10 protein-coding genes are annotated in these 24,251 nt (G+C 40.6%); 7 read left to right on the top strand and 3 right to left on the bottom strand.

The window, feature by feature from the left end:
• Positions 1–64 precede the first annotated feature (64 nt).
• From MTCD1_RS13675 to MTCD1_RS13700, 6 genes are all read left to right on the top strand, one after another.
• Complete coding sequence (locus tag MTCD1_RS13675; RefSeq protein WP_057179721.1) at positions 65–1,282, top strand: iron-containing alcohol dehydrogenase; 1,218 nt, start codon at positions 65–67, stop codon at positions 1,280–1,282.
• A gap of 15 nt (positions 1,283–1,297) precedes the next feature.
• Entirely contained in the window at positions 1,298–2,341 is a 1,044-nt protein-coding gene (gene curA / locus MTCD1_RS13680) for an NADPH-dependent curcumin/dihydrocurcumin reductase (protein ID WP_057179722.1), read from the top strand.
• A gap of 109 nt (positions 2,342–2,450) precedes the next feature.
• The gene (locus tag MTCD1_RS13685; protein WP_057179723.1) at positions 2,451–3,548 is read left to right on the top strand and encodes a site-2 protease family protein; all 1,098 of its coding nucleotides are present in this window, start codon (positions 2,451–2,453) and stop codon (positions 3,546–3,548) included.
• 328 nt (positions 3,549–3,876) lie between these two features.
• A complete protein-coding gene (locus tag MTCD1_RS13690) occupies positions 3,877–6,903 on the top strand; it encodes an ATP-binding protein (RefSeq protein WP_057179724.1) in 3,027 nt (1,008 codons plus the stop codon).
• A gap of 837 nt (positions 6,904–7,740) precedes the next feature.
• Entirely contained in the window at positions 7,741–12,348 is a 4,608-nt protein-coding gene (gltB, locus tag MTCD1_RS13695) for a glutamate synthase large subunit (protein ID WP_057179725.1), read from the top strand.
• Between the two features lie 20 nt (positions 12,349–12,368).
• A complete protein-coding gene (locus tag MTCD1_RS13700; protein ID WP_057179726.1) occupies positions 12,369–13,859 on the top strand; it encodes a glutamate synthase subunit beta in 1,491 nt (496 codons plus the stop codon).
• A 280-nt stretch (positions 13,860–14,139) separates the two neighbouring features.
• On the opposite strand, the gene MTCD1_RS13705 is transcribed toward MTCD1_RS13700, so the two are convergent.
• From MTCD1_RS13705 to MTCD1_RS13715, 3 genes are all read right to left on the bottom strand, one after another.
• A complete protein-coding gene (locus tag MTCD1_RS13705) occupies positions 14,140–17,313 on the bottom strand; it encodes a ligand-binding sensor domain-containing protein (RefSeq protein WP_057179727.1) in 3,174 nt (1,057 codons plus the stop codon).
• A gap of 98 nt (positions 17,314–17,411) precedes the next feature.
• Entirely contained in the window at positions 17,412–19,127 is a 1,716-nt protein-coding gene (locus MTCD1_RS13710) for a S8 family peptidase (protein WP_057179728.1), read from the bottom strand.
• A 288-nt stretch (positions 19,128–19,415) separates the two neighbouring features.
• Positions 19,416–21,248 carry a S8 family serine peptidase gene (locus MTCD1_RS13715; protein ID WP_057179729.1) on the bottom strand — a complete coding sequence of 611 codons (1,833 nt, stop codon included), beginning with the start codon at positions 21,246–21,248 and terminating at the stop codon, positions 19,416–19,418.
• A 466-nt stretch (positions 21,249–21,714) separates the two neighbouring features.
• On the opposite strand from MTCD1_RS13715, the gene MTCD1_RS13720 reads away from it, so the two are divergent.
• Complete coding sequence (locus MTCD1_RS13720) at positions 21,715–24,096, top strand: S8 family serine peptidase (protein ID WP_057179730.1); 2,382 nt, start codon at positions 21,715–21,717, stop codon at positions 24,094–24,096.
• Positions 24,097–24,251: the final 155 nt, after the last annotated feature.

Here is a 24,251-nt window from a genome sequence, read left to right on the forward strand (position 1 = left end):
GTTTAGCTACCTGGCTAAGGTAAGCCGTTTTGCTAATAGCTTAGCGATACATATAGGAATATAGATGTTAAATTTTAATTTTCAAAACCCAACGCATATTCATTTTGGCGAAGGGACAATTTCAGTCATTGCAACAGAAATCCCTCTAAACGCTAGAGTATTAGTGGTTTATGGCGGCGGATCTATTAAAACCAATGGTGTTTATCAACAAGTGATTGATGCCCTTGCTAAACATACTTGGTTTGAATTTTCGGGTATAGAGCCCAATCCAACTTATGATACCTTGATGAAAGCGCAAGAAATCATTAAACGCGAGAATATTGATTACTTACTGGCCGTTGGTGGAGGCTCTGTCATTGATGGCGCTAAATTCATTGCCGCTGCGGCCTTATATGAAGGTAATAGTGAAGGTAATGCTGAAGGTAATGCTGAAGGTAATAGCGAAGGGGATAGTGAGGTTAACGACCCTTGGGATATTCTGGCTAAACAGCAAGCGGTAACAAAAGCATTACCTATTGGCGCGGTATTAACCTTACCGGCAACAGGCTCTGAAAGTAATGGTAACTCTGTAGTTACACGCGACGGTAATAAATTACCTTTCTCTAGTCCTTTGGTTAGACCACTCTTTGCTGTATTAGACCCAAGTGTGACCTTGTCATTATCGGATCGTCAAATCAGCAATGGTGTCGTGGATGCCTTTGTACATACCATTGAGCAGTACCTAACTTACAGTGTCAATGGCAAGGTGCAAGACCGCTTCAGTGAAGGATTATTGCAAACCTTGATTGAAGAAGGACCAAAAGCTTTATTACCAGCCACTAAAGAAAACTTGGAGGTTAGAGCTAATATCATGTGGTCGGCAACCATGGCGTTAAATGGCCTTATTGGTGCGGGTGTACCACAAGATTGGTCAACACATATGATAGGTCATGAATTAACGGGTGCTTTTGGTATTGACCATGCACGTACTTTATCGATTATATTACCTGCGGTAATGAAAGTGCGCCGTGAGCAAAAGCGTGAAAAATTACTACAATATGCATCACGCGTTTGGCAGATAAATGAAGGTGATGATGATGCACGTATCGACCAAGCTATTCTTTTAACCGAACAGTTTTTCCAACAGATGCAAGTACCAATACGTTTATCTGAGGTAGATCTTGGCAGCAAGGACATTGATCTGTTGATTAATAGACTAGAGCAACACGGTATGACCGCATTGGGTGAACATGATGATATCACTTTAGCAATAAGCCGTGAAATCTTAACAAAAGCATTGTAAGCACAAGGAAATAACATGACTCAAACAACTAAGATAAATCGCCAAATGGTTTTGGCTTCACGTCCCTTTGGTGCGCCAACAGCGGACAACTTTAATCTTGTACAAAGCGAAAAACCGACGCCTAAAGCGGGTGAGGTATTACTTCGCACTGTCTTCCTGTCACTCGACCCTTATATGCGCGGGCGCATGAATGATGCTAAATCGTATGCCGACCCTGTTGCCTTAAATGAGGTAATGGTTGGTGGCAGCGTCTGTCGAGTAGAACAGTCAAATCATGATGACTATAAGATAGGTGACTGGGTCGTTGCTTTTGGTGGTTGGCAAGATTATAGCGTTATCAATGGCAGTGAATTACTTAAATTGGATAGCAACATGGTCAAGCCATCACATGCCCTAGGTGTCTTAGGTATGCCAGGGCTAACGGCTTACATGGGTTTACTTGATATTGGTCAACCAAAAGCAGGGGATACGGTAGTTGTTGCTGCGGCAACGGGTGCTGTTGGTAGCCTAGTGGGCCAAATAGCCAAATTAAAAGGCTGTAAAGTGGTGGGTATTGCCGGTGGCGAGACTAAATGTAAATACGCGGTGGAAACACTAGGTTTTGATCATTGTTTAGATCATAAAAGTGAAAATTTAGCCGAGCAATTAGCGGAAGTTTGTTCATCAGGCATAGATGTTTATTTTGAAAATGTTGGTGGTAAAGTTTTTGACGCCGTTATGCCATTACTTAATAGCTGTGCCCGTATTCCTTTATGTGGCCTTATTTCTCAATATAACGCGACTGAATTACCCAGTGGGCCGGACAGATTGTCGTTATTAATGGGCACACTATTGGTTAAGCGCATCAAAATGCAGGGCTTTATCGTCTTTGATGATTATGGTCATCGTTATAACGAATTTAGTGAGCAAATGGTTAAGTGGTTAATGGCTGGCGAAATCAAGTACAAAGAGCACATGATTGATGGGCTTGAGAACTCGGTAAGTGCTTTTATTGGTTTATTAAAAGGTGAAAACTTCGGTAAGTTAGTGGTACGTGTTGGGCCAGATGACCTAACATAACTACCATCAACAGAACTTAATTAATAATTATCTTCAATAAACCTTGCCGCATCGCTAAATATAGTGATAATCGGGCAAGGTTTTTTTGTTGAGCTAGTGAGTTAATTAAGTGCAGTTATTAGAAATAGAGTGTTTGGGTAAAACACTAAGATTAGAAGGTTCAATGGCCGGGTGGCAACAGCTTTTTTGGGACGGAAAATGTGTCTCACAAATTAATGCCAATGCCGACAATGAGTCATTTACCCATCAATTTTCTTTAAAAACCGATGGTGGTGAAGAAAGTGAGCCGGGCGAGTTGCATGTCGAATTGAAGGGTTCATTGAAGTGGCAGCCCTTTGGCTTGCAGTTTAAGCTATTAGTCAATGATGAGTTGTTGCACGAAAATAGTCTTAATGAAAAAGATATCGAGCAAAGAAAAATAGGCGAACACAAAAAACAGCCGATGAAATTCAGCTTCATTGGTATGGCGGGTCTTGGCTTAAAGTTATTGAAAAGCGCCAAGGTTATAAAAGTTTTGTTTGCTGCTGGTAGTTTAGCGGCTTATAGCTGGTTATTTTCTATTGAGTTTGCCATTGCGCTGATCCTTTGTTTAGTTTTCCATGAGTATGGTCATATTAAGGCGATGAAGTATTTTGGCTTAAAAACCAAAGGTATTTATCTTATTCCCTTTGTTGGCGGCTTAGCCCTTAGCGACGATAAAATTAATACCCGCTGGCAAGATATTGTTATCTCCATTATGGGCCCTTTCTTTGGCTTGATATTATCCATAGTCTGTTTAATTGGCTATTGGCTTACCGATATAGAAATATTGGCCGGACTTGCGGTATTTAATGCGCTGCTCAATTTATTTAACTTGTTACCGGTATTGCCGTTAGATGGCGGCCACATCATTAAAAGTATCGCTTTCTCCATAAACTCTAAAATTGGTTTAGTGGCTTGTGTGTTAGGGGCCGTGCTTGGTGTCTACATTAGTTATCATTTTGGTTTAGCGCTGTTAGGTTTTTTACTGGCCATTGGCAGTATTGAAATAGTCTTTGAATATAAACGCCGACATTTAAGTGAGTTACTACCGCTGAATCGTTATGCGCAAATTGTTTCAGTCTTGTGGTATATCCTTACCCTTGGTGGCTTAAGTGCCATTATTTGGTTTGTTGGCCAAACGGGCAATGGCGCCTTGTCATTACCCCTTAAAATATTAGCTAGCTAGGCTAATAGGTAATAACTCGAGATGACAGGGTTGAATAAATATTTTCTCTAGCATCCTTACCATGGATAATGACTAGTTTATTCAAAAGCTTACAATTGATGTTGTAAGCTTTTTTTATTTTATCTTTAAAAAATAATTTGTCTCTGTATGGTAAAGGCTACGTATAAGCCAAAAGCAAGGCGCTTTAATAGGCTCTAGATAGACATAGCAACTTGATGTTAATAGAGTGTTATTATAGATTATGTTAAGCGGTTATTTAAAAGGATAGGATAGCTTAAGAGTTAAATTAGCATAAGAATAAAGCATGAACACTAAGTAGGAATAACCATTGCCCAGACCTATTAGACTATTAATATTAGCCCTCGCTGGCTTGGTTAGCTTTTTTCCCTATCATTTTATAGCTAACTGGCTAGCAATTATCCCTGAAAGCAGTTCAAGCTTTGCCTTAACCACGTTGCAAATTTTCAGCGGCATATTTTTATATTTTTGTGTTAAAAAAAACAGCTCACGTTCATTTAAACTGTTTTGGCAATACTTACTGCTAGCGATACTCGCGGTTATCGCTAGTAAATTTTTAAATGGCACACCAACAAGTATTAGCCAGCAGTTATATCAAGACTTTGCTTCACTGTTTATTTATTTCTTTATTTTATTGGCTATAGAGACCAACCCGCATTTAAGTGATATACCACTTAATAAATATATCAGTGGCCGAGTGCCGGCTATATTTTTTACCCTGATTTGTTTTTGCTATTTTATTCTTTTACCGGCTGAATTTTCAACTCTAATATACCAAACAGCCAAGCCCTCACTGTTATTTCATCTGCTCATAAATATTCTGATCATTGCTAGATTAATACAGTGTTTAGTGAATGCTAAAGATAATTTCTGGCGTTACACCTTTACCTTACTCTCTTGCAGTGCCGTATTTTTATTTATAGGTAATCTAAGCGCTTTTCTTCCTCACGGTTTCCCGTTAATTAGCACCAACAGCTACACTGTTCAGCTTATTGCTTTACTGCCTTATTTTTTCTTGATAGTTACGGCAAATATCAGCTTAAAAGCCACCAAGCTACCTGCGGCTATAGCAAAAGAAGGTAGTCCAGAATTCTATATTTTACTGCTTATGCTTATACCCACAGCAATGCATTTATATGGCTATGAGCAAAAGCTATTTTATAGTGTCGATTCCAATCTTCAATCGATTACTCTGCTTTTTTGGTTAGTTGTTGCGGCGCTATTGCTAGCAAATATTGCCAACAGCCGCCGTAGTCAAACTAAAAAGCTCAAATATACTCTATTCGCACAGCAAGCTCAGCATCAACAACTCACCAGTCTAAATAATGACTTAACCGATGCGCTGATTAATAGTGAAGATAAAGCGATAGTTAATGCGTCAAATAATGCCATCTTAACTACCTCTACTACCGGTGAGATATTATCCGCTAACCCTGCTGCCGTGCAGATGTTTCAAAGTCTTGAGCAAGAATTAAAAGGCATCTCAGTTAGTCGCTTATTTGCAGAAAAAGACGAAATGCACTTCTTTTTTGACTTCCAAAGTAATATCTATTCATTACAGCGCAAAGGTGAGGGTATTTCGGTGGAGTGTGTGTCGCTGCGTTCAGATGGCACTGAATTTCCGGCACAAGCAGAGTTACAATGGGCTGAGCGGGCTAAACAACCTCTTATTGTTATTACTTTTATTAATTTATCAGCAAGAAAACATGCGGAAAAACAAGCCTTAGAATTAAAAGATAAATTCATTGCCAATATTTCTCATGAATTTAGAACACCACTAACCATAATTAACGGCATCATAGATAGATATATAGAAAAAACCACAGATGAACTAGAAAGTGAAGATCTAATAACGGCTAAGCGTAATGGTTTACGCTTAGTACGTATGGTAGAACAACTGTTAGAGCTTTCACGTTTAAGTGACAACCCACAACTGTCGCTGAGTACATACCGCTTAAAAACCCTTATGCTGATGCCTGTTGATTCCTTTTCTCGCTTGGCATCACAAAGTCATTTAAATTTCACTAGCAATATCCCGGACAATTTGTGGCTTGATTGTGATGGCCAAGCCTTTGAAAAAATCATCTTCAATTTACTTGCTAACGCGATAAAATACACCCCCAAAGGTGGTAGTGTGCAAGTGAATGCCTATGCAGAACAAGACACCATTATTATAGATATTATCGATTCAGGCATAGGTATCAGTAAAGACTGCCAAGAGAAAGTTTTTGAACGCTTTCAACGAGCGGATGATGTAAAAAACCAAGCAACCTTTGGTGTTGGCATTGGCTTATCATTAGTCAATGAACTGGTTAAAGCGCACGATTGGCGCATAAGTTTAGTGAGTGAACAGGGTCATGGTAGTAAATTTAGCCTGTCAATACCGCTAGCATCAGCCAATGATGTTGAGCCTGAAATATCGCTGAGTGTCTCAGAAAGTGAGGTTGCCTCATTACTAATAGAACAGCGCAGCGTAATCAGTCATCAAAGTAATCATTCACAGCAAGTGGTTTTAGTTATTGAAGATAACCTTGATATGCAAAGTCATATAAAGCAAGTTATTGAGCAAGAACATCATTGCATTCTTGCCGGTAGTGGCGAACTTGGCCTGCAATTAGCGCAAGAATACCTGCCTGATCTTATTGTTTGTGATCTCATGTTAACGGGTATTGATGGTTTTGAAGTCTTAACACAGTTAAAACAAGACGACATGACCGCACATATTCCGGTGATATTACTGACAGCAAGATCTGATCTTGAAAGTAGATTAAAAGGCCTTAAGTTAAATGCGGATGAATACTTAAGTAAACCTTTCAACCAACATGAGCTATTAACTCGAATTCAAAACTTAATCGCCAACAGACAGCGGTTACAGCAGCGCTATTTACAAAAATTTAACGACCAACAAAAAGCCGAGCAAAGAGCAGAAAGAAAAATCATCAGCCAAAATAATGCGGTAAAACTCACTGAAGAGATAGTGGCAGAAGGTAGTCTAGAGGATAAGTTTTTACATAAACTCGAAAAGTTAATCGCTAAACATTACACCGAACCTGAGTTAGATATCTCCTTACTGGCAAAAGAACTCGCCATGAGTGATAGGCAATTGCAGCGAAAAATTAAAGTTATACTCGGCACTACGCCTAATAACTTTATCAAAGACTTTCGTTTGAAAAAAGCACAAACATTACTTATCAGTGGTGCACAAATAGGGCGTATTGCTTTAGATGTTGGCTTTTCATCACAAACCTACTTTGGCCGTTGCTTTAAGGAAAGCTTTAACTGCACACCAAAACAATACCAACAACAAATGGCACAACAAGATTCAACTAATGATTAATTAGCTCAGAAAGTACCACAATATAGTCTTTTACCCCTGATTAAGACCATACTATCTAGCGGCAACTGTTCGAGCAAACAGACCTAAAGTAGACAATAAAGTTACCTCAAGTTTTCATCGTCAAACTTGAAAAATCAATATGCAAACTTGAAAAATCAATATGCAAACTTGATTGCAATCACCGAAAGCGGACATTCGTTTTGCATGACTTCTGGGTAGTAAATCTTTAATGGCTCTATGGCTCTATGGTGCTTTCGGGCACAAAGCACCATAGGTTTTATCTAGTATATCTGTCTTAATATAAATTCTTTGCTTTGGATCTAGAGCCCTACTTTAATTTTCTCTTTGCTAAGCTGCTGAACTTAAAAGTTGCACAACTAGCATAAATAAATTGCGAGCTGTTACCCGGTGATATATTTATACGGAATAATGAATATTCCGTATGAAAATGTAATTATTATTATGTAGTGTTATGTGCTTAAAATAGAGTTAAAAGTGTGGCTAATGTATTTTTTAGGGTAAATATTAATGTTTTAAGAATAATTTGTTGCTGTATATATTCAAGTGATATGCATATATATTCATAAAAAGATTGACTCAGTCCCCTTTTACGGGTAATTTTTCCGACCGCTTTACATAATAATTTTCATTAATGGCAGTTCGTCTCATAAAGACTCAGTAGAAGTCTGGCGTGCAATGCTCAAGAAATTCTAAATATTATTCTGAAGGATCAATAGCGCACATTTTGAGTATTAACAATATAGGTCTTAATTAGCAAGCAGCTTAATGAGCCAGAAAAACAGCGAATAGAAATAGTTAGATGAATAGGAATAAGCAATGAATGATATGAGCAAAAAAAACCAAGGCCTTTATCGTGCCGAGTTTGAGCATGACAGCTGCGGTATTGGTTTTGTCGCCAACCTAAAGGGTAAAAAATCGCACGATATTATCGAAAATGCACTCACCATGTTGAGTTGTATGGAACATCGTGGTGGTACTGGTTTCGACGTCAAAAGTGGTGACGGTGCCGGTATTCTTATTCAAATTCCCCACGATTTTTTCAGTCAAGAAACTGCAAAATTAGGCTTTAGCTTACCCGATGCCGGAAACTACGGCGTTGGCATGATTTTCTTTCCCCGCGAGCAAGAACAACGCGAAGCGTGCCGAGATATTTTAAACCAAAACATTACTCAATTGGATTTAACCTTAATCGGTTATCGTAATGTGCCAGGTGATAATTCTATGTTAGGTGCGGCTTCACTTGAAACCGAACCGAATATTGAACAGGTATTTATTGCTAAACCAGCAGCATTAACGGCCCAAGAATTTGAACGCAAGTTATTTGTTTTGCGTAAATACACCTCGCATAAAATAAATGCCAGCATTGCCAAAGAACGTGACGAGTTTTATGTCACTTCGATGTCATCAACCAAAATTGTCTATAAAGGTCAATTTACTACTGCGCAAGTTCGTCAATATTATCTTGATCTTCAAGACGAGCGTACCATCTCTGGGTTGGCGATGTTCCATTCTCGTTTTTCAACCAATACTTTTCCTGCTTGGCGACGCGCGCAACCATTTCGTTATATCGCCCACAACGGTGAAATCAATACCGTTCGCGGTAATATTAACTGGATGAATGCCCGTGAAGCATTGTTCAGTTCAGTGAATTTTACTGATGCTGAATTGAAAATGTTGAATCCGGTTTGTAATAATGACAACTCTGATTCTGCCAACCTTGATATGGCCATTGAATTATTGGTGTTAAGTGGCCGTTCGCTCGCCCAAGTGATGATGATGATGGTGCCTGAAGCTTGGCAAACTCAAGATGATATGGATCCAAGCAAACGGGCATTCTATGAGTATTACGCTTGTATAATGGAGCCGTGGGATGGCCCTGCGTCGTTATCCTTTACCGATGGTAATATCATCGGCGCGACCCTGGATCGTAACGGTTTACGTCCTTCTCGTTACTTGTTAACCGAAGATGGTACCTTGATTATGGGCTCTGAAACAGGTGCCTTGTGTGTTGATCAGTCAACTGTTGTTGAGAAAGGTCGTCTTCAGCCCGGTAAAATATTCATTGCTGATTTAAAGCAAGGTCGCATTATCAGTGATGACGAAGTAAAAGAAACCGTTAGTTCGGCGCAGCCTTATGGTCAGTGGTTAGCAAAAAACAAAATTGAGTTAAACCAGTTACCGGTATCAACGGCTTCTATTGCCCAACCGCCATTGGCGGAACTGCGAAAAATGCAAAAAGCCTTTGGTTATACTAGCGAAGATCTTAACTTAGTGCTTGCTGGCATGGTTGGTACGTCGAAAGAGCCATTAGGTGCTATGGGCACAGATACACCATTAGCCGTGCTTTCAGATCGTCCACAACATCTATCACATTATTTTAAGCAGTTGTTTGCTCAGGTGACCAACCCACCAATCGATCCCATTCGTGAAGAGTTGGTGATGTCATTGCGTGGTTACATTGGTAAGTCACTTAACTTACTTGAGGAAACAGCAGCGCATTGTCATAAAGTTGAAATTGAACAACCGGTGTTAACCAACGAGCAATTACGTAAGTTACAGCATATTGATAACGACCACTTACAAGCAAAAACCATTAGCATCACCTTTAAAGCCAATGGTGAAGCTGGCGCACTTAAAACAGCACTCGATCGTGTTTGTTTGTACGCAAAAAATGCGATTGAAGATGGTTATGCCATTTTAATATTAAGTGATCGGACCGTTGACAGCGACCATGTTGCTATTCCATCGGTATTAGCAACAGCAGCGGTTCATCATTATTTAATTCGTGAGAAATGTCGTTCTTACGCCGATATTATTCTGGAATCTGCTGATATTCGTGAAACTCACCATTTTGCTACCGTTATTGGTTATGGCGCAGCCGCGGTAAATCCATACTTAGCACTAGAAAGTATCTATGGTTTGCGTGATGAAGGAGTACTGGATAGCAAATTATCAAATGAGCAAATCACGGCGAAATACACCGCAGCGGTAGGCAGTGGTTTATTGAAAATATTCTCTAAGATGGGTATTTGTACCTTACAGTCTTATTTAGGTGCGCAAATTTTTGAAGCTTTGGGTATTAACTCAGAGGTGGTCGAGCAGTACTTTACCGGTACGGTCAGTAGAATCGAGGGTTTGAGTTTAGACCAAATTGCTCAAGAAGCACTATTACGCCATCGTGAAGGTTTCCCTGAAGCAAGCCGCATTGCCATTGAAAACTTATTACCAACGGGTGGTGAGTACTCATGGCGTCATGATGGTGAACGTCATCTATTTAGCCCAACGGTTATTCGTTTACTGCAGCATTCAACCGCAAGTAACGATACTGAGCAATTTAAGCAGTACACAAAAACAGTTGATGATCAAAGTAAAGAGGCCTTTACCCTACGTGGTTTACTGGAGCTAAGTAGCGATCGTCCTGCTATTCCATTGAGTGAAGTTGAGCCGATTGAAAATATTTTCAAACGCTTTGCTTCCGGTGCCATGTCATTTGGTTCAATCTCGTGGGAAGCACACACCACGTTAGCGATTGCCATGAACCGTATTGGCGGTAAGAGTAACAGCGGTGAGGGTGGTGAAGATCCTATTCGTTTCACGCCACTAGAAAATGGCGATTCAATGAACTCGCGTATTAAGCAAGTTGCTTCTGGTCGTTTTGGTGTTACCAGTCATTACTTGACCAATGCCGACGAACTACAAATTAAGATGGCACAGGGGGCAAAACCGGGCGAAGGTGGTCAATTACCCGGCGACAAAGTGGATGCTTGGATTGGCAAAACTCGTGGTTCTACGCCAGGTGTAGGTTTGATTTCACCGCCACCACATCATGATATTTATTCGATTGAAGATTTATCTCAGCTTATTTTTGATCTTAAAAACGCCAACCGCGATGCCCGTATTAACGTTAAGTTAGTCTCAGAAGCCGGTGTTGGTACTATCGCCTCGGGTGTCTGTAAAGCGTATGCTGATGTGGTGCTGATTGCTGGACATGATGGTGGTACTGGTGCTTCGCCCTTAAGTTCAATTAAACACACGGGTTTACCGTGGGAACTTGGTTTGGCTGAAACTCATCAAACCTTGGTCCGTAATAAACTGCGTAGCCGAATTACCGTACAAACCGATGGACAACTTAAAACACCACGCGATCTAGCCATTGCCACCTTACTTGGCGCGGAAGAATATGGCATGGCAACCACGGCATTAGTGGTTGAAGGTTGTATCATGATGCGTAAGTGTCATTTAAATACTTGTCCTGTTGGCATCGCTACACAAGATAAAGGTTTACGCGAACGCTTTACCGGTCGTGCTGATATTTTAGTTAACTTCTTTACCATGATGGCTGAAGGTTTACGTGAAATCATGGCTGAACTAGGTTTTAAAAGCATCGAAGAGATGGTTGGTCAGACTCAATGTCTTAAACAACGTACCGACGTTGAACATTGGAAATATAAGGGTGTTGATTTAACGCCGTTACTATACAAAGAAGAGTGCGGTGAGAACGAGACGCTTTATAAGTCAATTGATCAGAAACACCTGATTGACGATATCATCGACCGTAAGATGATAAAAGATGCGCAAGTGGCGCTAGATACTCAGCAAAGTGTTGCCCTGGAATACGATGTGAGCAATACCGATAGAACCATAGGTGCGATGATTTCCAATGAAATCTCGAAGAAGTACCAAGCCGAAGGCTTACCAGAAAATACTATCAGGGTTAAGTTTAACGGCTCCGCTGGTCAAAGTTTTGGTTGTTTCTCCGCCAAAGGCCTGCGCTTTGAACTTGAAGGTGATGCCAATGATTACTTTGGTAAAGGGCTTTCAGGCGCAAACCTGGTGGTATACCCAAGTAAACAAGCTAAGTTCGTCGCCAGTGAAAATATTATCATTGGTAATGTTGCCTTATTTGGCGCAACGTCAGGCAGCGCCTTTATCGGTGGTGTTGCCGGCGAGCGTTTCTGTGTTCGTAACTCAGGTGCTACAGCGGTTGTTGAAGGCATTGGTGATCACGGTTGTGAATATATGACCGGTGGTATAACGGTTATCTTAGGCGCTACCGGTCGTAACTTTGCGGCGGGTATGTCTGGTGGTGTCGCTTATGTACTTGATAACAACAATGACTTCGCCCCTAAATGCAATATGGAAATGGTGTCACTGGAAACAGTAGATACCGATGCTGAAAGTCTTGAACTAAAAGCATTAATTACCCAGCATTTAAACGCTACTGGCTCAGAGGTCGCTAGTGATTTACTCAATGATTGGGACAACAGCGTGAAGCGCTTCGTTAAAGTTATGCCAGTTGATTACAAACGCATGCAAGGTTACATGACTGACGTGCGCAATAGCGGAAAATTCGACTCAGAATATGACATTGCCGTTGAAGCTTTCGATATCCATTTAAACAACATAGCTAGCGCTAAAGCTTAAGCTGACAAGGAGAATATATTATGGGAAATCCAACAGGATTTATCAACCTAGGTCGTGCCTTGCCAACTGAACGCCATGCAGGTGAGCGCTTAATTGACTGGCTTGAAGTCTATGATGACATGCCAAAAGCAGAGGTCGAGCAACAAGCTTCTCGATGTATGGATTGTGGTGTACCATTTTGTCAATCGGCGAAATCAGAGTTTGCTCCGGTCGTTGCCGGTTGTCCGGTGAACAATGTTATTCCTGAATGGAATGACTTGATTTACCGAGGTCGTTGGCAAGACGCAGTAGAGTTACTGCATAAAACCAATAACTTCCCGGAATTTACTGGCCGTGTATGTCCAGCACCTTGTGAAGGCGCTTGTGTACTAGGTATCAATGCAGATCCGGTAGCCATTAAGCTTCATGAAAAAGAAATTATTGACCATGCCTTTGCTGAGGGTTGGGTCACTGCTCAAGTTCCATCTGCTCGTACCGGTAAAAACGTCGCGGTAATTGGTTCGGGTCCGGCAGGGCTTGCTACTGCTGCACAGCTCAATAAAGCCGGTCATATGGTTACTGTCTATGAACGCGCCGATCGTATCGGTGGTTTGTTGATGTACGGCATTCCCAACATGAAATTACAAAAAGAACTAGTGCAACGCCGCGTGGATATTTTAGCGGAAGAGGGCATTGTTTTTGTCACCAATACTGAAGTGGGTAAAGACATTAATGCTGAACAGCTTGAAAGCGATTTTGATGCGGTAGTGTTATGTATTGGCGCAACTGTGCCACGCGACCTACAGGTTGAAGGCCGTGAACTTAATGGCGTTCATTTTGCCATGGAATTCCTTAGTGCAAATACCAAAAGCTTACTTGATAGCGAGCATAAAGATGGTAAGTTCATTAATGCCCAAGGCAAAAATGTTGTGGTCATCGGTGGTGGTGATACGGGTACCGATTGTATTGGTACCTCATTACGTCACCAGTGTAAAAGTACGGTGCAACTAGAAATCATGCCGCGTCCGCCAGAGAAACGTGAAGAGAAAAATAACCCTTGGCCACAATGGCCAAAACGTTTGTTGGTTGATTACGGTCAAAAGGAAGCAATTGAAATCCAAGGCCAAGATCCACGTCAATATTTAGTGATGACTAAGAAAATTGAAAGTGATGAGCACGGTAATGTGAAGGCGGTTCATACCGTTGATATTACTTGGCAGCGTAACGACAAAGGTCAAATGATGCCACAAGAAGTTGCCGGTAGTGAAAAAGTACTTGCTGCTGATATCGTCCTTATCGCCATGGGCTTTATCGGCCCTGAAGGTGGCTTAATTGAGCAGTTTGGTCTTGAGCAAGATAATCGCTCTAACATAGTGGCAGAATACGATAAGTTTACTACCAGCAAAGAAGGCGTGTTCGCTGCGGGTGATGGTCGTCGTGGTCAAAGCTTAATTGTTTGGGCCATTGATGAAGGTCGACGCTGCGCGCGTGAAGTAGACAGTTATTTAATGGGTAGCAGTTACCTGCCATAAGCAATTTTTTTGTAAATCACTCTATATTTAAACAATAAGCCTCTCCATGTTGCTGATGGAGGGCTTAATTGATAAAAATTGCCAACTCCCAACTCCCAACTCCCAAGAAATACCGAAGTTGCAGCTATTAATTCTTGATAAGGGTTATAAAACACTTGGCTACAAGTTTGATGAGCAAAAATAGTGAGGTATCATTGCTTTGCTCTAAAGACTCATCATTATTAAAATAATATATTGTCTTTCTAATGCTCGGTACGTTATTTTATAGTTTCCACCTCGCTTAGTGGGTGCTATCGCCCTGCTTTAATTTAACTAACTTGCTTAGCTCGCCAATATCTTGTTGTTGAATGACATCCAAGTAGTTGAAGGGTTGCACCTTAGGCGCATAAAACCCTAACCAGCTTAATTTGTTATTGTGAGCAACTTTTAGGGCATGTTCGGTAAGAACACTCACTTGATCCCAGGACAGTGCCATAGGTTGTTCAAAGTTAAAAGGGTAAAAGGCATACGCCATGCCTGCTTTGATATTGTTACCTAATACCTGCTCAAAACGACTAGTTAAGCGAGTTACTAGGTCACGGGTGTTATTATCCTTCTCATAGCCAATAATCATAAAGGTATCATCAGCCCATCGAATAACTAAATCATCACTATTGCGGCTATAAAGTAATATGTCAGTAAGATTAACCAATTGGCTATTGCTTACTTGTTTTATGTTTTCTAACTTTATCATCACCAGAGATAAACGTGGCAATAGGCTGCGTTGCACGGGCAGAATATTTTCATGAATTTGAGACATCAAGCGGCTGGCTTGCTCGATATAAATATCTAAATAACGACGGCTTTTAACACCCGTCACTTTATCCACAGTTGCGGCATCTTCTAACTGCTGATTAGCTTGCTCAAGTTCAATGTTTTTCAAATGAAACTCTTGTGTTTTCTCTTGAATTTGTTGTTCTAAATATTCTTTTTGTTGCTGTTCTACTAGTAGTTTTCGGTTTAAAAAACGCGAATAAGTCAGTAATAACAGCGCAATCAATGCCGCATAAAGTACATACGCCCACCAAGTATGCCATGGCGCGGGTTGTACAACTATATTAAGTGACAGACCAGGCTCACTCCAAATGTTATCGCTATTACTGGCCATGATTTGTAGCTGATAACTACCTGAAGGTAAGTTGGTATAAGTGGCGCGTCGTGACTTACCGGCATCAATCCACTCTTCATCAAAGCCTTTTAAGCGATATTTATAACGTGTTGACTCAGGAGCTGTATAGTTTAAACCGACATATTCGAATGAAATTATTTGATCTGTATATGCCAGTGTCAACTCAGTTAAATCTGATAACGTTGTGCCTAAAGCCATAGGTTCGTTAAGCTTTAAAATATTGGTCAAACGGACCTGTGGTGCATTGAAGTGACTATTTACTTTTTCAGGAGCTATACTGTTAAAACCTTTGCCAGCACCAAAATATAGGGTGTTATTCATTGAGCGAAACACAGACGAATGGGTGTATTCTAAATCTACTAGGCCATGGCTAAGATTGAAATGCTTAAAGGTTTTTTCACTCATAGAATAACGAGAGATTCCTTTGTTAGTACTAAACCAAATATCTCCATAAGCATCTTGAGTAATACCATATATGGTCATGCTTTTCATCCCCTCTTTAGCACCAAGATGAGTAAATGAAAAGTTGTTACTATGACGATTTTCTCGGCTTAATATACTTAATCCGGCATCTTGAGTACCAAACCACAGGTCTTTTTTATTGTCTAGAAACATGATCCAAGAAAAGTCATCAGAAATACCGTTAGGGTTATTTTCTTCATGACGAAGATGAGTAAATTTTTCTTGCTCAGGGTCAAAACGACTAAGACCACCACCAAAAGTCGCCAACCAAATAAAACCTTGATCGTCCTCCAGCAACTGTAAAATATTATTACTGCTGGGCCCTTTTTCACTGTTTGACTTATTCTTGATAAAACGTTTAAAAGTGCCATTTTTATTAAGGCGGTTTAGTCCTTGATGGAAAGTAGCAACCCAAATGTTACCGTGGCGATCTTTAATTATATCGGTAACACTATTGGCTGAAAGAGAGTTGTTATTTTCAGTGTCATGTCTATATTCAGTAACGTTATTCGTTGTTAAATTTACTGAATATAAGCCTGAACCTCGCGTTCCTACCCATAAAGTGTTGCCATCAGCAAACAGAGTCATAATTCTATACTCTGAAAATGAATGATTAAAATCAACAGGTGAAATTGAATTGTCATCTTCTGACAACTGATAAATTTCACCACTATAGGTGCTAAAAAACAAACTTCCTTGCTCAAATTGGGCAAAACTAGTGATATTACTACTTTTTAAGGCCGGATTTGTTTGGGTACTATATTGTCTAAATATTGCCATATTGGCATCCCAACGATTTACCCCCGAAAAAGTACCTATCCACATCATGTTATTATTGTCTTCAAAAAAGGTAAGAACATAATCATGACTGATACTATAAGGGTTATTAGGAGAGTATTTGTAGCGATTAAAATCGTTGCTTTTATAATTATAAATAGATAAACCATTGTCCGTAGCAATCCAAATATTTTCTTCAGAATCTTGATAAATATTTTTTATGGCATTACTGCTAATCGTTGATTGATCATCAACATTAAACTGATGGTGAATAAACTGTTCCGTGCTAGGGGAATACTTTAATAAACCACTATCAACGGTTCCTATCCAAACATCGCCATTGATATCTATATATAAGCTACTGACAAACTTATTAATGTAGGTCGCACTATTATCATCTCCGTATTTTATCGATTTAATAAAGTTTCCTTGTAGATCAAATACCGAAATACCACCGCCATTTGTTCCTACCCAAACTTGTTGATTATCGGTTTCAATAATTGCGAGTACAGCATTGTGGGTAAGACTATTCGGGTTACCTAACTCTTGAAAAATTTGTTGGGTTGACCATTTTTTTTCATGGTAACTGATAACGTTTAAGCCATTTTCAGTACCTACCCAAATCTTGCCTTCACTGTCTTCAAATAAGGCATTAACGGTATCATTACTTAGCGCTGTATTTTTTGTTTTAGTAGTAAAGTGCAAGAAGTCCTGACTAACTGCTTTATATAGATTCAAGCCACCACCGAAAGTTCCTACCCAGAATCTTTGTTGGTTATCAATAAGAATACGACTGATTACATTAGAGCTGAGTGAGTTAGGTTGAGAGCTATCATGGTGAAAGTTTAGCGTCTTGTGACCATCAAAACGGTCTAAACCTTCCGACGAACCAAACCATATAAAGCCTTCTTTGTCTTGAGCAATAGTTCTAACAAAGTTGTATGACATTGGGTTATCAATGCCGAAGTTTTTAAACAGTTTAACTTCTTGCGCAAGAGCACTGAAATTTAGGGTAATTAATAATAAAAAGAGAAGTATATTTTTCACAAAACAGCTCTGATAAAGTGTTGATTTATAGAAGTTTCCAGTATGGAATAACGGTAATAAAAAAGCCACTGTAGTAACAGTGGCTTAGAATTAATGAACTATTGTTGTTCAACCCAATTATTAACATTAATATTGGTAGCGCTATTGGCTACACTCATTCGCCAAAGCAATGTGTCTGACTCAAGACTCATCCGCCAAAGTAATGTATCTGTTTCGATATTCATTCGCCAAAGGAGGGTATCCGTAGAAGCAATGTTTCTCCAGCCTTGAGCATTTTCAGCAAAATTCATGCGCCAAAGTAAAGTATCACCATCTAGGTTATTTTCATCTAATTGCCAAACATATTCATCGCCTAGGCCTTCAATATAAAAGTTGCCATCACTATTAATGTTAGCCGGCCCAAAGAAGTGTTCATCGCCGTCTAAATCTTGAGCAATATCTAAGGCTTGATTGGCACATGCTGAAGCAGTACTCGCTAATGCACCAGCAGCATTAACCAGCCCTGAGCCCTGTTGGAAAACACTATAAGCAAGTTCACCATTATCATTAAATGCGGCATGGGCACTATCCATTAAACGACATTTTACTTCATCAGGGGTAAGAGAGGGGTCTTGTGTTAACATCAGAGCAACGACGCCGGAAACAACGGCAGCAGCTTGAGAGGTGCCTGACATTTCAAAGTAACGGCCACCATCATGAAATTCAGGGTGTTCTTGAACTATTTGACTATCAAAAGCCATCAAGCCCGATAAATGCCCTCCTGGAGCGACAATCTCTGGTTTAACAAAACCTGCAAAAGTAGGTCCTGCAGCACTAAAAGTGGCTAGCTTGTCATCGCTTGAGTCAGATTCGGTATAGTTATCTGTCATTGCACCAACCGTTATAATATAGGGGACATTACCCGGTACACCAATAGTCATGGGGTCGGGGCCATTATTGCCAGCAGATGCCACGACAACAATGCCTGCTTGCCACGCTTTCATTACCGCCTGGTTTAACGGGTCTTCCCAATAATACGAACGTGCAGGTCCACTAAAAGACATATTAAGCACTCTAAGATTTATTTGATCTTTTACTTGCAGTGCCCAATCAATACCACGAATAACGTCAGCATAAGTAGCCTTGCCCTCAGCATCAAAGGCTTTAATACCTACGAGTGCAGCATTTGGCGCAATACCATAAACTTTTCCGTACACGTCATAGTCGGCATTGCCGGCAATACTGGCAACATGGGTACCATGGCCACTTCCGTCATTACTATAGTTACTTAGCACGTTATTTATCGCATCATAAGTTCCCCAGAACTTATCTCGGCCATACAAATCCGTCGATAAGCCTAAGCCTTTAGATGTGCCTTGTAATTGCTCTAAGCCAGTATCTAAAAAGCCAATGGTTACGCCATCGCCAAAATTGCGCATTGCATGAGCAGAGTCAGCTTCAATATACAGTGGCACGGTAGCTTTAGGTTGCCATTTACGCTTTCCCCAAGCACGACCCCCAGACAATGTTACTTTATGGTTTTTAGTAATAGTAAAATTAAGCTCTTGCTGTAATTGAGATAACTGAGCTTGATTTAAATCAACCGCGACCGCATTAATAATGGCCAGTTCATGGGAAGGAACTAGGTGCAGCGTTTTGATTTTTTCTTTTAGTAATGGGTAATCGGCTGAGCTGATAATATAAGATTCAGTATAAGACTGAGTGTGAGTATTACTTGTGCTGTTTACTGAAATACTGAGAAGCCAGACTGACAAACTAACAAAGCCTAACAATGAGAGTGGTCTGATTATTCGTTTTACCGAGTTGTTCAACATTTTATTCCCCTATGTCCAATACATCTTTAAAAAATTCATCTACATTTCTTAAAACATTAGGGTGTTTCTGCTTACATCTTGTCGCGTCCATTCCTACTTAAATTACAGTAATTACAATTGTAAAAAAGAAGTTACAAAAAACACATCGCTACAAAACATAGACTAAACACGCCCTAACCACAATCATTTTTATTGCTAGAGTTATCAAAAGTAAAAGTTAAAGTGGCTTAAACGAAAATATCCAGCCGATAAAACAAGCTGGATATCAAGTGCTTAACTAAGTTAAAGTTAGAAGTTTACCGTTACTTCAGTTGAACAATTATCGCTACCTTGGTCACATACTTTATAGGTAAACGAACCGTAAGTTCTGAAGCTATCAGTATAAGCACCATCGTTTGAGGTCGTTGTTCTTAAAGAACCATTACGGTAAATGTCTACACTTGCAGAAACAGCACCTGACCACGTTAGGTCAACTTTATTTCTACCTTTAGCACGGTATGCTGAGGCATCTGCGGTAATATCGCCAGCTACTGGAGGAGGAGTAACACCACCACCACAACCGTTGGCTGTTAGGTAATCGCTGGCCGCTTTTGCTTTTACGATACCGTAACCGAAGTAGTCATCGTGACCTACAGCGCCGTTATCTTCTGCTGTCGCTTTTAATGCTTCACGAATTTCTGTACCAGTACAGCCGTTATGGTTAGACCAAACTAGAGCCGCCATACCTGATACCGCAGGAGTCGCCATTGACGTACCGCTCATGAAACCATAATCGCTAGTACCAATGGTCACATCAGCAGTAGTAGCAGCTAATAGCGCCGCTCTGTCTGCAAACGTTGCACCCACAGCAGGGATAGATGTTGCGTTGCTATCACCTAATGTGCCGTATAACATACCGGCTTCATTGTTAATGATAATTGCACCAATACCGCCTGAGTTTTCACAGTTTTGCACTTTATCGTGGAAAGAGATATTACCACGGTCAATCATACAGATATTACCGTTTGCGCCAGAGTCTGTTGCTTCGGCTGTGCCCATGTAATAAGTATTGCCTGCAGCATTACCGGCGTTCTCCATTGAAGAAGAAAGAAATGCTACGCCATCAGCAGTCATTGCAGCACTAGTCGCCATGCCTGCAGGATATGTAGATAGTGTATCAACACCACCAGCAGTTACTTCTACACAGATAGCGTCATTGGTTGTTGTAGTACGTTTCTTACCACGGCCTGTAGTTTCATCACAGCTTGGGAATTGTGAGAAGTCGGCAATGTTATTATTATTGTCGTTTGCGCCAATCATCATTACTGATGGATAACCAGCAGGGAATGAACGCACATCGTTACCATCGTTACCTGCAGCAGCTAAAACTAAGCCACCATTATCAGTAAAGGCTTGAAAGGCATTTTCTTCAGTGCTGTTGGCACCACCACCACCAAGACTCATGCTAATAATGTTAGCGCCAGCTTCTGCACATTTTTCAGCAGCATAAGCTAAATCAGAAGAGTAACCCCAACCATCAGTATTGAATACTTTAACAATGTGCATAGCAACACCAGGAGCCATACCAACAACACCAACGTTATTGTCTGCAGCACCAATAGTACCTGCAACGTGGGTACCGTGAGGACCACCATTTTCATCCCAGTTACCTGTGCCAGAGTCATTATCACCAGTGATATTGTTCCAAACGAAATCTTGGTTAGAGCGATCTAAACCAGAATCAATAATACAAACTTTCATGCCAGCATCAGCATTGAAGCTAACTTGGTCTGCTTGAGATTGTACAACCGCATAAGGCGTTAACTGTTCAGTCATAGCATTACCAACATCATCACTATAGATAGATAGCGGCATACGACGCTGATCTTCTTCAATCATTTGAATATGTGGGTTATTCAGTAAACCTTTTACTTCGCTTAAGCTTTTCCCTGAAAATGATGCAGCAAAAAAACCATTACCATCAACTTTTAAATCAGCACCAAGTTTTTTCGCTAAGGCTTTTACTATGCCTTTTTTGCTTTCATCTACTTTAATAATGTATCTATCATCAGCTGCTTGGGCTGAGAATGCTGCGGTTACTGCTAAGGCTAGAACTGAGGTGGTAAATTTAGAAACTTTCATAGGTATTTCACTCTCTCTTTGATGTTAAGTCGTCTTATTCTTATTATTAATGACGCTAGTTTTATTGTTTATATTAACGGTTTAGATGAACTGTCTGTTCTGCTTTTATATGTTGCTCTTGCTATATATATTTGCTTAACTCGGCTCCCTGCCTCTTGCATCAATCGATAGTAACAGCTAGTCAAACTGCCCCTAGTAAAATTACGACAGCTTTTCGTACAAAAACGACATACCAATAACATGTTGTTAATTTTCAATATATTATCTAGATTAAATAAAAGTAACTGGTCGGTTTTTTATTAATATCTGTCGATAATTTGCTAGTTAAAAAACGGATAAAGACGCAATCTGATAAGTGTTGGTTTTATGTTAACTATTAACGCAACCCATAAAAATAATGCGCAAGGCATTAGTCAAATCGACTTTTGTCTTAAGCGTAAAATAACAATGATGGAGTTAATGTCAGATGAAAAAAAATAGAAAAATTGCCCTAAGTGCTATCGCCTTATCGGTTTTTACCGCAACCAGTATTGCCAGTAATGCAGCCCCTCAGGCTAAACTTAATAAAGTAAAAGCAGTTGCCACGGTAACTCAATCGGCAACGCTTAGTTTTGCCGAGTGGCAAGCACAGCAAAAGCTTAAACGTAATGATTATACCGATCGTTTAATTATTACCTTTAGGGATAAGCACCAAGGTAAAGTTATTCCTCCTGGTCTCGCTAAAAAAATAGGCTTAAATTTAAAACATGTAAAAATATTAAAAAATAATAGCCATGTAATAGCGCTTGATGACATGCATTCGCTGAAAGATGTGGAAAAATTCATAGAAAAATTACGTAAACATCCAGCTATTGAATCTATTGAGCCTGATTATCAACGTTTTTTATTTTCACAAAGCCAACCTTGGGGTATAGCTAAGACACAAGCAGATCAATTAGCAGACACAGATGCAGCTAACATGACCGTTTGTATTATTGATTCAGGTTATGAGCAAGCTAACCCTGATTTGAATGCCAATAATGCTTCTGGCACTAATAACTCAGGTACGGGTAACTGGTATCAGCACGGTGGTTCGCACGGCACCCATGTAGCAGGTACTATTGCTGGGGTAAATAACAGTGAAGGTGTCGTGGGTATTTTACCTAGCACTAACGTGAACCTGCATATTGTCAAAGTCTTTAACGAAAGTGGTTGGGGTTACTCTGGCGATTTATCTGACGCAGTAGATACTTGTGTAAATAATGGCGCTAAAGTTATCAATATGAGTCTAGGTGGCTCTGGCTCATCAAATGCAGAAAAAAATGCCCTACAAGCTGCGGCTGATGCAGGGGTATTGTTAATTGCCGCTTCTGGTAACGATGGTAACTCAACCTTGTCTTACCCGGCATCTTACGACGTGGTCATGGCTGTCGGCGCGTTAGATAATAACAACCAACATGCTGAATTTTCTCAATATACCAGTCAAGTTGAAATATCTGCGCCAGGCGAAGCTATATTATCAACCGTTGCTGGTGATGGCCGTTTAGGTTTTATCACTGTTGGCTCAACCACTTATGGTAATGACAGTGTGGTACCGCAAACACATTACATTCAAAGTGGCGGTAACTATGTGGTTAGCAATGTTGATGGCAGTGCTAACGGTGTCTTAGCCAGCTGTACCATTTCTGCTAGCAGTTATAGCTGTAGTAATGTTAATGGTAACATTTGTTTAGCCGAGCGTAATGATAACCAAAAGGGCAGTAACTATCCTGAAATAAACCCAGCCAAAGCGTGTGCTGATGCCGGTGCCTCTGCGGTTATTGTTTATAGTGACAGTACGCGCCCGGGGTTACAAAATCCTTTCCTTGTTGATGCCAACACTGACGTAACTGTGCCGACAGTGTCTGTTAGTCGTATTTTAGGCCTGCAACTCATGTCTCAATTAGGCACTAACGCTAGCTTAACGGTCAATGGCTCACAAGATTATGCCTATTACAATGGTACTTCAATGGCTACACCACATGTTACCGGTGTTGCCGCATTGGTGTGGAGCAATAATCCCAATTGTAGTGCTGATGATGTCCGTAGTGCTTTGAAAAACACCGCGATTGACCTAGGTGTAGCAGGTCGTGATGACAAAACAGGTTTTGGTTTAGTGCAAGCCAAAGCTGCCTCAGATGCCTTGGCAGCTAGCTGTGGTGGTGGCACTACACCGCCGCCAACACCACCTACCCCGGGTAAAGTCCTTGAAAATGGTGTTGCTACAGCTAACCTTAGCTCAAGTACTGAGCTGAGCTTTACTATGGAAGTTCCTGCTGGTGCCACTGAGTTAAACTTCGATATGAGTGGCGGCACGGGTGATGCTGATCTTTACGTTAAATTCGGCTCAGCACCAACCAGTAGCAGTTATGATTGTCGTCCATACAAGGGTGGTAACAGTGAAAGTTGTGCTATCGCTAGCGTTCAAGCGGGTAGCTACTTTGTTAAAGTCGTCGCTTACTCGACCTTTAGTGGTGTTAGCTTAACGGGTAGCTTTACCGAGCCTAGTACTGGTAGCGGTGCTATCGGCGGTAGTGCCTCAGTGACAGACATTAGCGTTGCTCGTCGTGCTTGGACCTATTACACCATTGATGTGCCTGTAGGCATGGCTACCTTAGACTTTGTCATGAGTGGTGGCAGTGGTGATGCGGATATGTATATTAGACGAGGATCTCAACCGACTTCTGCTACTTATGACTGTCGTCCATATAAGAGTGGCAACAATGAAGCTTGTGCCTTTACCAATCCGGCCGCGGATACTTGGCACATTGGTGTGTATGGTTATTCGGCCGCAAGCGGTGTTCGCTTAGACGTAACGTATAACCCCTAGGTAAAGTGATTGCTAGGTAAAAAAGTGCCTAGATTAGTAAAACCTTAATACCCGATGCAAGTAATTTTCATCGGGTATCTTTATTTCAATTAAGGGGCACTCTTTGGCATATTACTAGCCACTGCCGGTTTGCATATAAAGGCTGGCATTTAAGT

Origin of the sequence: Colwellia marinimaniae, from assembly GCF_002207865.1 — a bacterium.
Taxonomy (GTDB): domain Bacteria; phylum Pseudomonadota; class Gammaproteobacteria; order Enterobacterales; family Alteromonadaceae; genus Colwellia; species Colwellia marinimaniae.